Origin of the sequence: Paraburkholderia antibiotica (assembly GCF_012927125.1) — a bacterium.
GTDB classification, from domain to species: Bacteria; Pseudomonadota; Gammaproteobacteria; order Burkholderiales; family Burkholderiaceae; genus Paraburkholderia; species Paraburkholderia antibiotica.
Window position 1 is genome coordinate 217,590 of record NZ_JABBFZ010000008.1, and the last position, 14,639, is coordinate 232,228.

Annotated in this window: 12 protein-coding genes and 1 pseudogene; 6 read left to right on the forward strand and 7 right to left on the reverse strand. The window is 62.0% G+C overall.

What is annotated here, in order from left to right; genetic code table 11:
• The first annotated feature begins 132 nt into the window (after positions 1-132).
• The 4 genes from HHL14_RS16040 (at position 133) to HHL14_RS16055 (ending at position 4,345) form a co-directional block, all read left to right on the forward strand.
• On the forward strand, positions 133-960 hold the full coding sequence (locus HHL14_RS16040; protein ID WP_169498588.1) for an SDR family NAD(P)-dependent oxidoreductase: 828 nt from the start codon (positions 133-135) through the stop codon (positions 958-960).
• 112 nt (positions 961-1,072) lie between these two features.
• A complete protein-coding gene (locus HHL14_RS16045) occupies positions 1,073-2,548 on the forward strand; it encodes an AMP-binding protein (RefSeq protein ID WP_169498589.1) in 1,476 nt (491 codons plus the stop codon).
• A 218-nt stretch (positions 2,549-2,766) separates the two neighbouring features.
• A protein-coding gene (locus tag HHL14_RS16050) for an IS3 family transposase (protein WP_169498590.1) occupies positions 2,767-3,947 on the forward strand; the annotation gives its coding sequence in 2 pieces (ribosomal slippage) (positions 2,767-3,019 and positions 3,019-3,947; 1,182 coding nt in all).
• 41 nt (positions 3,948-3,988) lie between these two features.
• Positions 3,989-4,345: a hypothetical protein gene (locus tag HHL14_RS16055; protein ID WP_169498591.1), complete on the forward strand. Its 357-nt coding sequence runs from the start codon at positions 3,989-3,991 to the stop codon at positions 4,343-4,345.
• A gap of 97 nt (positions 4,346-4,442) precedes the next feature.
• On the opposite strand, the gene HHL14_RS16060 is transcribed toward HHL14_RS16055, so the two are convergent.
• Together HHL14_RS16060 and HHL14_RS16065 are read right to left on the reverse strand one after the other, a co-directional pair.
• Positions 4,443-5,102 carry a hypothetical protein gene (locus HHL14_RS16060; protein ID WP_169498592.1) on the reverse strand — a complete coding sequence of 220 codons (660 nt, stop codon included), beginning with the start codon at positions 5,100-5,102 and terminating at the stop codon, positions 4,443-4,445.
• Between the two features lie 28 nt (positions 5,103-5,130).
• Positions 5,131-5,433: pseudogene (locus HHL14_RS16065) on the reverse strand (peptide deformylase); the annotation flags it as partial.
• A 600-nt stretch (positions 5,434-6,033) separates the two neighbouring features.
• On the opposite strand from HHL14_RS16065, the gene HHL14_RS16070 reads away from it, so the two are divergent.
• Positions 6,034-7,101, forward strand: a complete 1,068-nt coding sequence (locus HHL14_RS16070) for a porin (protein WP_230413061.1) — start codon at positions 6,034-6,036, stop codon at positions 7,099-7,101.
• A 107-nt stretch (positions 7,102-7,208) separates the two neighbouring features.
• Here the strand turns inward: HHL14_RS16070 and HHL14_RS16075 are convergent, their stop codons facing one another.
• From HHL14_RS16075 to HHL14_RS16095, 5 genes are all read right to left on the reverse strand, one after another.
• Positions 7,209-7,703 carry a bacteriohemerythrin gene (locus HHL14_RS16075; RefSeq protein ID WP_169498593.1) on the reverse strand — a complete coding sequence of 165 codons (495 nt, stop codon included), beginning with the start codon at positions 7,701-7,703 and terminating at the stop codon, positions 7,209-7,211.
• A 205-nt stretch (positions 7,704-7,908) separates the two neighbouring features.
• Positions 7,909-8,988, reverse strand: a complete 1,080-nt coding sequence (locus HHL14_RS16080; RefSeq protein WP_169498594.1) for a BMP family ABC transporter substrate-binding protein — start codon at positions 8,986-8,988, stop codon at positions 7,909-7,911.
• A gap of 77 nt (positions 8,989-9,065) precedes the next feature.
• Positions 9,066-9,992, reverse strand: coding sequence for an ABC transporter permease (locus tag HHL14_RS16085; protein ID WP_169498595.1), 927 nt, complete (start codon positions 9,990-9,992; stop codon positions 9,066-9,068).
• A complete protein-coding gene (locus HHL14_RS16090; RefSeq protein ID WP_169498596.1) occupies positions 9,989-11,179 on the reverse strand; it encodes an ABC transporter permease in 1,191 nt (396 codons plus the stop codon). The genes HHL14_RS16085 and HHL14_RS16090 overlap by 4 nt, the downstream gene beginning before the upstream one ends.
• 24 nt (positions 11,180-11,203) lie before the next feature.
• Positions 11,204-12,730: an ABC transporter ATP-binding protein gene (locus HHL14_RS16095; RefSeq protein WP_169498597.1), complete on the reverse strand. Its 1,527-nt coding sequence runs from the start codon at positions 12,728-12,730 to the stop codon at positions 11,204-11,206.
• Positions 12,731-13,175: 445 nt separating this feature from the next.
• Here HHL14_RS16095 and hydA point away from each other — a divergent pair, with 445 nt between their 5' ends.
• Positions 13,176-14,597, forward strand: a complete 1,422-nt coding sequence (gene hydA / locus HHL14_RS16100; RefSeq protein WP_169498598.1) for a dihydropyrimidinase — start codon at positions 13,176-13,178, stop codon at positions 14,595-14,597.
• The last annotated feature ends 42 nt before the right edge of the window (positions 14,598-14,639 follow it).

The window sequence follows — 14,639 nt, forward strand, 5'->3', positions numbered from 1 at the left end:
TTTCCCGTCCATGTGGGAATTCTGGAAATAGCCGCCGCCTGCGCGTTTTTCCATCAGGCGTATTTCTTCTGGAGACGTATTCGTACCATGTCGCGACCTCCTATGCCGGCCTGGCTTCGTCCGCGAGGCTGTGTGGACGAAACACGCTTGCGGCGTGTGCTCGCGGGAAAGACCATTCTGATTACCGGTGCGTCTTCCGGAATCGGTGCGGCGACCGCGCGTCTTCTCGGGCAGCCTGGCGTGCAACTTCTTCTCGTTGCACGCAACGAGGCGCGACTGACTGCCGTCTGCGAACAGGTGAGGGCGAAGGGAGCCAATGCGCACTACTACTGCGTCGATTTTGCGGAGATGGATCAGGTGCATGAGTTGGGGCGCCGGATCGCAGACGAATTTCCCGCGATCGACGTGATGATCAGTAACGCCGGGAAATCGATTCGTCGACGCCTGATCGACGGCGAGCAGTTGTTGCGCGACTCGGTGCGCTGCCACCAGATCAACCACGTTGCGCCCGTCACGCTGCTGAGCCGGATGCTTCCTTCGATGACGGCGCGCGGCAGCGGGCAGATCATCAACGTGTCCTCGGTGTCCGCGAGACTTCCTGCTACGCCTTACTGGGCCGCCTACCAAAGCAGTAAAAGCGCATTCGATACGTGGTTCCAGGCCGTCGCAGGTGAGGTACGTTCCAGAGGCATCCACATGGGGTCCGTCTATTTCCCGCTCGTTCACACGCCAATGAGCGCACCGAGCGCCGTGTTCGAGCGGGTTCCCGGATTGTCCGCCGAGGAAGCGGCCGGAGTATTGGCCTATGCGCTGATTTCGCGTAAGCGCCGGGTTGCGCCGTGGTGGCTTTGGCCGTGCGAGTGGATGGCCATTCTGTTTCGCCATCCCGTCGACTGGATTCTCTCGGCGTCGTGTCGGAAGAGCGCGGCGCTGGATACACACGGGAAGCACGATGCGTGAACTCCTGTCAGCCATACGATGGATAAGGCGAGCGTTGCGAATCAGCGGTCTGCCCGCGCTGGGCTCGTCGGGGTTCCGCCTCGTGTGGCTGGGTGTTCGTCATGGATGGTCGATGTACATTCTCGCGGCGCTCTGGAAAAACCTCGCGCCGAACGAGATCGCCCTGACAGACGAGCAGCGTCGCTGGAGCTGGCGGGAGCTCGTGCTCGCGGTTGACGCGCTCGCCACTGCTCTCGATGGTATGAGCGTGCAGCGCGGCGATCGCATTGGAATCATGTGTCGAAACCATGGTGGATTCGTGATTGCGTTGCTGGCGTCGATCAGACTGGGCTGCGATGTGGTCCTCCTGAGCACGCGATTCGATGGACACCAATTGGCGGCAGCGCTTAAGGCTCACGATGTGAGTACTTTGATCGTCGATCCGGAATACGAGGCCTATGTACAGCAGGCGAATTTCGCGGGGCGAGTGTTGTGGAACGGACCGTCGACGGAGCATGCTGCGAATCTGCCTGGATTGATCGCGTCGACGACACCCGCGCGGCTTGGTCGGCGAGTGCCGGGCGCATTGATCGTGCTGACCTCGGGAACGACAGGCAGCGCGAAAGGCGTGCGTCGCGCGTTGTCTCTGCGGCAGGTGGCCGGAATCGTATACAGCCTCGTGTCTCGACTGTCATTGCGAAGCCAGACTCCGACACTGATCGCGGTGCCGCTATTTCATGGCTATGGAATCGCGTCGCTCGCGTTGGGTCTGGCGCTTCACTGTCCGATGACGATTACGCGCCATACCGATGGCAGCCGGTTATGGGCAGTCATCAAGCGTACCCAGGCGGAAAATATCGTTGTCGTGCCGACGTTGCTTCGCCGCGTGCTCGATGCCGCATTACACGATCCGCTTGCGAGCACGACGATCGGGCGAATCATTTCGGGTTCGGCACCCATGCCCGCGCGATTGATCGAGGAGACCTCCGGACGCTGGGGCGCGGTGCTCCACAACCTCTACGGGAGCACCGAAGCGGGCTTGATCTCGATAGCGGATCCACGTGATTTGAGCGAAGCGCCCGGGAGTGTGGGATATCCGGTTCACGGGACAGAGGTCTTCATTCAAGGCAAGACGGGAGAGCGGTTGAACGCCGGAAAGATTGGCGAAGTGATCGTGACGGGGCAGTTGGCTTTCGACGGATACGACGCTTCGCGAGCGCCGTCGGCGTGCGCGAAACGCTTCGCGACTGGCGACCGGGGATGGCGGGACGACGCCGGCCGGCTTTATCTTTTGGGTCGGATGGATGACATGTTGATCGTGGGGGGCGAGAACATTCACCCGCAGCAGGTCGAGGAGCGCCTGATGGCACTTCCTCAGGTTGCCGACGTCGCGGTAGGCGGTTTCGCCGCCGACGGCGGAGGGCAGCACATCGTCGCGTGGTTCGTGCTTTTGCCGGGTCATCAGATTGCGGAGTCCGACTTCGCGCGGGTACTTCCGGCCTATATGCGTCCAGCGCATTGGATGCTGGTTGACGCACTGCCGCGCAACGCTATCGGAAAGCTGGAACGCAGGCGGCTCGATCCGAGGGGTATCGATACCGACCCCTAGTCAAACCATTCGTTGATCTGAACGAGTCGGTCGCCTTCAATCTTCAACTACGTCAGAGACATCGCCTGTCCGCAACTCACTATGCTGCCCGCCATTCTTCTACTGTCGTTCCTCGTCCCCTTCATCTGGCTGCTGTCGGCAGACTGGTTGAGCTTCCCCTGAAATTTCGCCTTCCAATAGGTCGTGTATAAACTCGACGCAAAGGAAGGAAATCAGGCATGTTCAAGGTACCGAAACAGTCGTACACGACAGAGTTCAAGTTGGCCGCCGTACAGCGGGTCAAGGATGGCCAGGGAGTGGCCGTGGTGGCCCGCGAGCTGGGCATTTCTGAGCAGACGCTTCGCAACTGGGTGAAGGGCGAAGCGTCGGGCAAGCTCAACGGCGCCGGAGCGAAGCCGGTTACGCCGGAGCAGATGGAACTGTCGCGTCTGCGAGCTGAGAACAAGCGCCTGCAGATGGAGCTCGAGATCGCAAAAAAAGCGGCAGCATACTTCGCGAAGGACCTGCTGTGAGGTATGCCTGGATCGACCGGCAGGTCGGACAATATCCGCTGTCGTCGTTGTGCTACGTGCTGTCGATCAGCGTGAACGGTTATCGCGCGTGGAAGCGCGGCGGTAGACCGGGGCGAACGCGATTGACGGATACGCAATTGCTGACGCTGATCCGGACGGTGCACGCCGAGGCCAAGGGCGCATATGGCTCGCCACGCATGACCAGGGAAATCCGTGATCGAGGCTTTCCAGTCAGCAAGGAGCGCGTGGAACGGCTGATGCGTGAGAACGGCATCCGGGCCCGGCACAAGCGCCGTTATCGGGCGACGACCGATTCGAAGCACAAGCTGCCGGTTGCGCCGAATCTGTTGAATCGCGAGTTCACGCCCGCCGAGCCGAATCAGGTGTTCAGTTCGGACATCACGTACATCTGGACCGACGAGGGTTGGCTGTACCTGGCCGTGGTGCTCGACCTGTTCAACCGGGAGGTGGTTGGCTGGTCGAGCAAGCCGCGGATGACGGCGGATCTCGTCACGGACGCACTGACGATGGCCTGGTTCCGCCGCCGACCCGCACCGGGCGCACTGTGCCACTCGGATCGGGGCAGCCAGTATGCGAGTCACGAGTTCCAGCGCAAACTGGCCAGCTACGGTATGCGCTGCTCGATGAGCCGCAAGGGAAATTGTTGGGACAACGCCCCGACGGAAAGCTTCTTCAACAGCTTGAAGAACGAGCGGGTTCACGCCACGCGCTATCGGACGCATCAGGACGCGAAGGCCGATCTGTTCGAATACATCGAAGTGTTTTACAACCGCAGTCGTCGCCATTCGTCTCTCGGCCTCGTTTCTCCGGAGCAGTTCCTTCGGGACTGGATCAAGGCTCAGCAGACCAAGGATTCGGCTGCATAACTCGGGACCGTTGGAAGGCGAAAAACCGAGGGAACCTCAGGTTGTTCGCGCTCGCCAGACATTTTTCACACAACCTGTACGACACCACCATCAGCATGCCGGGCGCACTGTGGATGATCCCGTCGGCCGCCATCCCCTGGTTGATCTGTTATGCGCTGATCGCGCGGACCCAGCGGTCGGCTTCTTCAAGGCGCAAGGTGTGCTTCGCGAATGTCGTTGCAATCGCGGCTTTTTGCGCGATATTTGTATTGACTTTCGGAATCCGTGATTTCGTTTCGTTCGGCGATCAGGATCTGCCCAATCTCTTCCCGGTCCGCCTTGCGGTGGCTGTCAGTATCTCTTTCATGTCGAGCCTGATAGCACAAACGTGGCTCGAGAGGCGATGCCATCCGGGATGAACGAAGCGCACAGACACGGACCGCACGACATGAGCAATCGGCACGTGAAAGGCACGTCGCACGCTGGCGACCGGGCGGCAACGGTTGAATTGCCGCACTAGCGGTTGTCCACGGCCAAGCGCGGATAGCCGATCTCGGCGAGATCGTTATCGAGGGACTTGAAATCAAGTTCGGGATTGAGCTGGCGTACGAGCACAGGCGTAAGCGGGTCGTGACGATACACGGCTGCGACGTCGTCCGGATGGAGGTCACGCCCGTAATAATCAGCAGCGAACTCGACGTATTGCTCAGGTCGTCCGGCAAGAATGCCGAGTAAGCGGGCAGAGCCGTCCGGGTCTTCAAGCGTGGAAGATTCAATCGGTCCGCAGGACCAGTGTCCTTCATCGGCACGGCGCCAGATGCAGAACGTGCTGTCGTGGGTAGCGAACGCCGGTTCCTGCAGCAGGCTCGCGTGGAATACTTCGGGCAAACCGCTGAAGATGGCGGCCGAAGGCTTGCCTGCCCGGTACGTTGGAGCCTCATGCGCGGTGCCATGAAGGGCTGCGCCCGCAGCAGAGAATATTGCAAACCACCGATCCCCGGAGCCGTTGCACATCGAGGCCATCTTTTCCCCGTCCACCCATGCCTGGTTGAACGAGTAATACCGGTATTCCCATTCCGGCGACAACACGGCATCAAGGATTGCCAGCGATTGAGTCAATCGCATCAGGCCGACGATGTCGGGAAGCGCATTCAGGTTTCTCGTCGAGACGTTCATGTCGTCTGCACCGTGACGTTCTCATGTCTCACGCTACCGCAAGATGGCCTGTGTCATTGTCAACGACGGTCAGAATTGCTTGCCTTACATTCGGCTCCCGCAGATGCGTATGTTCGTCCAGATCCACGAAGCGCAGCGAGATCGACACGCGGCGCTCGACACGCACCAGCATGTCGGGGAAACACATGCAGTCGTCCCGGAGCGTCATCCGTTCGTCGCTGGTCCAGACGATCCCGGGATTCGCGATCACCTGAGGCCAGTCGGGCAACGCGAGTCCGATCATGCGTTTGCGGATGCCGATCTGCGTGGCCGCGATGACGCGCCCGAAACCCTGTTTGGCGCGAAACGCGTGGGTCGCGAAAGTTGCTCAGCGCAGGCGCGACTTCACGCAGTCCCGGCGAACCGATAGACAGGATCTCGCGCGTCATTTCGTTACCTCGGATAAAGCTATTTTTTCCTCCCTGATAGGTGGAAATAGTCGCGGCCGGTGTTTGCAGATCGTCGCCGTCGACCCATCACTTCGTGAATCGCTCCAGACGTACCGGGCTTAATGATAGCCGCCGGTACGCTCTGCCGCGATTCGTATGACACATCGTTCCCGCAGGCAGATTCGGACATGCAGGCGCAAACGGCTACGTTTCGGACTCCTGCGAGCTGTCTATACGCTATGGATTTATCAAGCTGTACGGTTTGCTGACTTATTTCGATCCGTACAGTGATAGTTCTTGCCAACTGAATATAGTCAACGCTCAGGGATCGACCGATCTTCACGAAGCCGCATCGCTGACGCCCATCGAAAGATGAATTCCTGAATCGTCATGGAATTGGAACGATGCATATGCGCATGCATGAATTAATTATTCTTTAAAGAAAATCATTCCGTTTGATATCCGCGATATATGGCGAGTAACGGGCGATTCATTTTTTTGGTATGAACGACGGAAAACGAAAAATGTGCAATCAGGAAAAATCTACGGCTATCCGGTTGATGGTGTTCGCCGTCTTGATGGGCCCGTTGAAAATCGCAATGGCGCAAAGCAGCGTGACCCTGTACGGCATTCTCGATGTGGGAGTGCAGTACACCACCCGCGCGGACGGCACGCATTCCGCCGTTAATCTGCAAAACTACGGCAATGTCCCGACGATCTTCGGCTTGACCGGCACAGAAGATCTCGGCGGAGGCCTGTCGGCCATTTTTCAACTTTCCCAGTCTTTCAGTATGAGTAATGGGCAAGCCGGGATACCGGGCAGCGCATTCGGCTGGCAGAGCTACGTGGGTCTCAAGGGGAACTTCGGCACTGTGACCGCCGGCCGACAGTTTTCCGTTCTCTTCGACCAGACGGTCATGTTCGACCCGACGTATTTCGCCGCGTACGGAGGGCAGTCGCAGCTTAATCCGCTATCGGACATCATCGAGAACAACTCGATCAAGTATCGCTCGAACAGTCTCGGCGGCTTCGTTCTGGAGGGGTTGGTATCGACGGATGGCGTCGCGGGTAATTTCCGCTCAGGACGTACTTTCGAGCTGGGAGCGCAATACAGCAACGGCCCGTTTAGTCTCGGTGCGGTTCTGCGGCAGAAGAACGGATCGGAGACAGAAACGGCGAACACCTCCGCGCAGGATGAGAAGATCGGCGTGATTGGTGCCGCATACAAAATCGGTCCCGCAACCTTGCTCGCAGGTGTCGAACGGTTGACGGGAGATCTGTCTCCCGCCAAGACGGTTATCTGGGGAGGCGGTCGCTACGGCGTGACGCCGGCTCTGGAACTTCGCGCGGCGGTTTATCAGACGCTTTCGAACGATCCGCAAGTTGGCGATCCGACGTTGTACGTTGCAGGCGTCATCTACTCCCTATCCGTTCGTACACAGCTTTACCTGAATGCCGGGTACTCCCGAAACTCTTCTCATAGCTCTCAGACCGTGTATGAATACGGTGTTGCCCCACTCGACGGGAAAGATCAGTTTGGCGCGATGTTGGGGATTACGCACAGGTTCTGATTCCCGGGTATGGCCGGTGTTTTGCACGATCCCCATGACTCCGGCGCGAGATCATACTTGACGCCGCCTGCGTCTGGACAGATCACGATCAGTCTGGCGAGGCAGCGTTAAAGCTTGCGCCGGAATACGACGGGCTTGCCTCCCATCGTCTGCTTCGTCATCCACGCGGCCAGTGCGGAGTCCAGGTAATCGGCGTGCCCCGGAAACCACTCGAAGAGAGACGTGCCGAGTTGCCGAACGAGTTCCGCATCGGCGTGCCCCTGCAAAACCGCTTCTCTGACGTCGCTGACCGACTTCAGGACGGCCGCATGTTCGTCGACATGGCATTGGCGGGGAGGAAAGTTGGTGGAGCGCATCCATTCGTCTTCCTGATCGAAATGGCTGACCGCATGCTTCTCGAACGCTTCCATTGCCGCCGCGGCGGTCGCATTCGTGCAGGTCACCAGTTGGAGCGCAACCGAATAGAAGTCCTTGTGTACCTCGTCCATCAGCGGGAAGCCTAGCAAACGCGCGTCGGACCAGATGAGGCTATTGCCGCTTGTGGGCGCAGGCACATCGATATCCTCGGAAGAAGCGGCGACAGTAGAAGTCTGATGGGGCATTTTTACGTCTCCTGTTGTATTGGTGTGCCGGTCTGGAATCGATGCAAGGCGGTAAAACGCGTTGAAGGCCGATGAACCGGCGTGGCCGGCGCGGTGGAGGCGCCTCAATGAGTGCCGAACAAGCGCTCCACAAGCGACCAGCAAGCAGCCGGCCGTATCGCTCAGGATACGACCGGCCATCGTCGATTCGAGTGCTTGTGCGCCGCTATTTCTGGGTGACGACATCCTTCGTGAACCAGTCCATTTTCCAGAGATCCGGATCGGAGAGAACCTGGCCGGCGGCCACGCGCTGAACGCCGTCGCGAGAGCTCAGGGGACCGGCGTAAATCTGCTTGCCCTTGATGATCGCGTCGCGCTCGGCCGTGATGATCGCGCGCTTGTCGGCCGGCACGGCGTTACCGAAGCCGACGATATCGGTGCCGCCGTCCTTCATTTCGACGAGGGCGCCGTTTGCCGGCGGCTGCCAGTTGCCCGCCTGGATCTTGCGGATTTCGGGCACGAGGAATTTGTCCCACACCCACACGGACGAGCAGATGGTCGCCTTCGGCGCGTACTGACGCATGTCCCGGTGATGCCCGGTGCCGTAGATGCCGCGCTCCTGCGCCACCAGCTGTACCGTCGGCGAGTCGACGTGTTGGCCGATCACGTCGACTCCCTGATTGGCCAGCGCCGTGGCCGCGGCACGTTCTTTCACGGGATCGTCCCAACTGCCGATGAAGATGACCGTGAGCTTCGCACTGGGATTGATCTTTTGCGCACCGAGCTCATAGGCGTTGATGGTCCAGTTGACGAGACCGATCGGATTCGCCGCGACGAACCCCAGCTTGCCCGTCTTCGAGGCCGCCGCGGCCGCCATACCGCAGAGATACTGGCTCTCGTAAGTGCGGCCGTAAAAGGACTCCAGATTGGGTCCGTTGGTGGTCCCGGCAGCGTTGAGGAAGGCGACGTCGGGGTGCCGTTTGGCGAGCTCCCTGAACGCGTCTGAAAAGCCGAATGCGGTACCGATGATGATGTTGTTGCCGCGTTTGATGAGCTGCTCGACGATAGGCTCGACGACACTCGAATTTTCGGGGACGCTATCGACATAGTTGATCTTCTGACCCAGCGCGCTCTCCATTCGGCCTCTTGCCTCGTCGAACGACTGAGCCCAGCCGCCGTCGTTTTTGGCGCCGTAGTAAACCATCGCGATCTTCGGCGGCGCCTTGAGCGTAAAACCTTGCGCGTGTGCCGTGCCCGCACTGCAGCCGATCATCGAGAGTGCAATTGCCAGAGAGCGAAAACGCATGGGTCACCTTTTGACGAAAATAGCCTTGAAGCAGGCGGTTGTGGAGAAATTCCGGTCTTCAGCCGATCCGTACGGGATCAACGGCGTTCTTCGCGAAGATAGGGTTCGCCGAGCGCGCAAGGTATGTCGTTGATGCCGCGTCTTGCGATGGCGGCCCGCACCATGACTGCGAGGGTGATGACATACGGCGTCGAGAGTACGTAGTACTGCGGCAGATTGATGCCGGCGGCAGCCATCTGGGGGATCAGTGCCTCGATTCCACCGAAGAGCAACGCCCCGGCGAGTGCGCGTCCCGGCGACCAGCGCGCGAAGATGACGAGTGCCACGGCGATCCATCCGCGGCCGCTCGTCATGTCGGGAATCCACATGTGAGTGCTGACCACGCCGAGGTATCCGCCCGCGAGGCCGACGAGCGAGGAGCCTGCGAGGATCGCGAGAAATCGGATGCGCAGTACCGGCACGCCCGAGGCATCCGCTGCCTGCGGGTTTTCGCCGACGGCCCGCAGCCGTAGCCCGCTGAGCGTTCGTTCGAGATACCACGCGACGGCGATGACGATCAGCGGGACCAGATAGACGATCGGGTTCTGATTGAAAATGGAGCCCACCACGGGTAGCCGCGCAAGTGGCCCGAGTGCGATCGCCGGAAGGCCGGGTATCGGTTGATCGGTCCAGCCCGCGAGAGTGCCGACGAGACTGGTGAGGCCTTCGCAAAAGAACACGAGCGCGAGCCCGGCGATCACCTGATTGACGCGCAACCAGACGACCATGATGGCGAACAGCACCGAGACGGCCGCGCCGGCGATCATCGACATGATCAACGCGAAGCCGGCGCCGTGATGACAGAGCTGCGCACCGGCGCCGGCGAGGGCGCCGACCAGCATGAGGCCCTCAGCCCCGAGCGATAGCACGCCTGCGCGCTCGCTGATGATCAGGCCGAGCGCGGCGAGCGCGAGCGGTACCGCGAAGTCGGGCAAAGTGCCGATCCAGCCGGTGATCAGGTTCATTGAGCTTTCCCCAGGGCGGAGATGCGATAGCGCACGAAGAAATCGGAGGCCGCGACGACGATGACGAGGATGGCCTGAATCAGCTGCACCATCGAGAACGGAATCTGGTAGAGAACCTGCAGGCTGCGACCGGCAACGAACAGGGCGGCGATGACGAGCGCGACGATGCCGGCGGCAACGGGGTTATTGCGGGCGAGAAAGGCGATCAGGATTCCTGAGAAGCCGTAGCCGCTATAAAAGTCCTGAGTGAGCCGGTTCTCCCGGCCAGCTGCGATCGCGAAGCCTGCGAAGCCCGCCAGCGCGCCGGACAGCAGGACGGTGCCGACCACGATCCGACGCACGTGCACGCCCATCGCGTCTGCCACGTGCACGCTGGCGCTGACGAAACGGATGTAGATGCCCGCGCGGCTGCGCTGCAGGAACCACCAGGCGGCGATCACCAGCAATACGGCCAGCACGATCGCGCTGCTGTAGCCGCCCGCGAAGGTCGGCAGACGGGCGTGGGCGAGGAAGCTGGGCGAGTGGGGAAATGAATCGTGAGGGTCTTTCCACCGGCCGTAGAGGAGATCCAGCAGAAAGTTGCCGGCGACGTAGTTGAGCAGCAGGGTGGAGATAATTTCGTTGATGCCGAGGCGCATCTTGAGCAGCAACGGCAGCACCGACCACAGCGCACCGCCGGTTAGCGCGACGGCGCCCATCAGCCAGAGCCGGGTAGCGGGCGCCCCCGCTTCGGCGAGGGCGATTGCGGTAGCGCCGATGGCTCCCCACACCATCTGGCCTTCAAGTCCGAGGTTCCAGAATCTGACGCGAAATGCGAGCGCCGCGGCGAGGCCCACCATCGCCATGGGGGCCGCCTGAACGAGCACGGCGCGAAGGTTGTCCGGGTCGCCGAGCGTCTCGACGACGAACTCGTTGTAGACATCCGCGGGCGCCACACCTGCCGCGGCCAGGATGGCAACGCAGATCGCGAGTCCCGCGGCGATGGCGAGCGCGAGGATGACGACTTGCCTGTGCCACGCCATCTGCTGACGCAGCTCGATCGTCAGGCGCGTACGCGACGGGAAAAATCGGCGCGGGGATCGACGCGCCGATGCCGTGGACGGGGGGCCGTACACAACAGACACGTCGTCGAGCGTCGGCTCGGGCGCGCGCGCCTCGGCCGGACCGGAGGGGACGGTGCTTGTCATCGCAACTCCTTGATAGAGAAATCCTCATGCGTGGCCGACCATCGCCTGACCGATAGCCTGCCGGTCAAGCGGCGCGCTGAAGTCGCCGACGATGCGTCCGCGTACCATGACGCCCGCACGGTCGGCCAGAGCCAGCACTTCGTCGAGATCCTCGCTGATGAGCAGGACGGCGGCGCCGTCGTCGCGGGCCGCGCGAAGTCGTGCGTGCACCTGGGCGCTTGCCCGCACGTCGAGTCCGCGGCTCGGGCTGTGTGCGAGGACCAGCTTCGGCTGGCGGTCGAATTCGCGGGCAATGACCAGCTTCTGGGCGTTGCCGCCCGACAGAAGCGAAACCTTCTGGCGTATCGAACGCACGCCGTGCACGTCGAAGCGTTGCACCGCGTCGGCGGCGCTGCTGTCCATTTGCCGATAGTCGAACCACCATGGATGGCCAAAGCGGCCTTCGTGAGCGTGGCCGATCGCGTAATTCTCGGCGACCGAAAGATCGCCGGCCAACGCCAGGCTCGCGCGGTCGGCGGGGATGCAGGCGATGCCCATGGCACGCCGATCGACGGGGCCGGCGCGGCTCGACATGCGCGTACCGTCGATGGTCATCGAGCCGTCGTCGAACGCGAGCAGTCCCATGATCGCCAGCATGAGTTCGGTCTGGCCATTTCCTCCGACCCCGGCGATGCCGTAAATCTGGCCCGCGCGCACGCTCAGATCGATGCCATCGAGCAGGGGCTTCCCCTGGCGCGGCGCGGCACTGCGTACGCCGCGTAGCAGCAGGCGCGGATCGCCAGCGGCGAGCGGGGCGGCCGGCGGCTGTTCGGCGGGAACCGCTTCCCCCACCGCGAGCCGGATCAGTTCCTGTTCCGACACCTCGTTGGGCGCGAACGTCCTGAGGGTGCGACCGGCGCGCATCACCGTGACGCGATCCGCGTAGCGGCGCACGTCGGCCATCTTGTGCGTGACGAGAACCACCGCGGCGCCCCGCGTTGCAAGCAGGCGCATGGTCTCGAGCAATCGCGCGGCTTCCTGGTCGGTGAGCACCGCGGTCGGTTCGTCGAGCACGAGCGTGTGCGCTCCCGCCACCAGAACCTTGACGATCTCGGCGCGTTGCTGCTCGGCCACCGATAGTTGCGCAACGCGGCGGTCCGGATCGAGCTCGAAGCCAAGCGCTTTGCACTGGCAAAGAATGGCTTCGCGAATCTGTTGGAGGCGCGTGCCGTAACGGCGTGTTGTGTCGTGACGCACCGGCGCCCCAAGCAGGATGTTCTCCGCGACCGTAAAGCGCGAAACCAGCTTGAAATGCTGATGCACCATGCCGATCCCGAGTCGCGCCGCATCGAGCGGTCCGCCGAGGTGTACCGGTTTGCCGTCGACGCGGAGCGTGCCGGCTTCGGGCCGATAGAGTCCAGCCGCGACGTTCATCAGGGTGGACTTGCCCGCACCGTTTTCTCCGAGCAACGCGTGCACCTCGCCACGGCTGACGCTGAAATTCGCATCGCTTAGTGCAACGAAGGAATCGAAGGATTTGTGGATTCCGGACAGCTGGAGCGCAACCGACATACGAGCTCCTCCATGGGGATTTTTCTGTTGGCGCAAATCTCGCCGGGCGGTGCGTCACGTGAATCGGCATGATCCGGGCACCGCGCGCATGGCTTGCCGACCGGGCGAAATGCTCCTGCGACGGTGTGGCGTTGATGCATGGTTGCTAACCATAATGGGCAAGAACATATGCAGTCACCGCGCCTGACGCCTCGCTGCGATGGCGCGGTTGAAAAAGCGTTTGCCGGCTCCGTCTGTACAGTTTCGCGAGATATCCGTGCGATGAATCGGGCCAAAGCCGAACTGTGTTGCTGCCGCAGTCTGCACAGTTGTCCGGCATCGCAAGGACGGCAGGCGGACAAACTGTGCAGCCGTCCATGTCCGCTGTGTGACGGGCTCCGTACTATCGCCTCAACAGCCCCGGCAAGGGCATGCCGGAACACGAGCGACAGATCGGGAGCCTGAAATGAGCGTACTGATTCGAGGCGGTGTGGTTGTCAACGCGGACGGCGAAGCGCGCGCCGACGTACTGTGCGAGCAAGGAAAGATCGTGGCGGTCGGCGCCGGGCTGCAGGCCCACGGTGGCGTCGAGGTGATCGATGCCGGCGGTCAGTACGTGATGCCCGGTGGCATCGATCCGCACACGCATATGCAATTGCCCTTCATGGGCACCGTCACCGCCGACGATTTCTTTACGGGCACGGCGGCGGGACTCGCGGGCGGCACCACCACCATCATGGACTTCGTGATTCCGTCGCCGCAGCAGTCGCTGATGGAGGCGTTCCGGACGTGGCGCGGCTGGGCCGAGCAGGCGTGCAGCGATTACACGTTCCACGTCGCCGTGACGTGGTGGGACGATTCGGTGCATGCCGACATGGGCACGCTCGTCGATCAGCACGGCGTCAATAGCTTCAAGCACTTCATGGCATACAAGAACGCGATCATGGCGGACGACGAGATTCTCGTGAAGAGCTTTCGCCGTGCGCTCGAACTCGGCGCGGTGCCGACCGTGCACGCCGAGAACGGCGAACTGGTGTTCCAGCTGCAGCAGGAGTTGCTGCGCCAAGGCATCACCGGTCCCGCGGCGCATCCGCTGTCGCGCCCGCCGGCGGTGGAGGCCGAGGCGGTGCAACGCGCGATCGCGATTGCCGATGTGATGCGCACGCCGCTCTACATCGTGCATGTGTCGTGTGCCGAGTCGGTGGCCGCGATCGCGCTGGCCCGCTCGCGCGGACAGCGAGTGTTCGGCGAGGCGCTCGCGGGCCACCTGGTGATCGACGACTCGGTCTACCGCGATCCCGACTTCGACTTCGCCGCCGGCCACGTGATGAGCCCGCCGTTCCGTTCCAGGGCGCACCAGGGCTCGCTGTGGAACGGCCTGCAGGCCGGCAACCTGCACACCACGGGCACCGATCATTGCACCTTCTGCGCGCAGCAGAAAGCCATGGGCCGCGACGACTTCACGAAGATCCCCAACGGCTGCGGCGGCATCGAGGATCGCATGTCGGTGATCTGGGATGCAGGGGTCAACAGCGGACGCCTGACGCCGTCGGAGTTCGTCAGGGTTACGTCCGCCAACGCCGCGCAGATCTTCAATATGCACCCGCGCAAAGGCGTGGTCGCCGTGGGTGCCGATGCCGACCTGGTGGTGTGGGACCCGGAAGCCACGCGCACCATCTCGGCACGCACCCAGCATGCGAAGGGCGGCTTCAATGTGTTCGAGGGGCGCACCGTGCGCGGCAATCCGAGCCACACGATCAGCCGCGGCAGGGTGGTCTATGCACAAGGGGATCTGCGCGCCGTCAAGGGCGCGGGACGTTACGTCGAACGCAAGCCGTTCGGCGCGATGTTCGACGCGCTGCGCCGCAAGCAGACGCAGGACGCCTGAGCGCGCGCTCCCGTCGATCCTGTCGGTCTCGCGCCTGGGCGC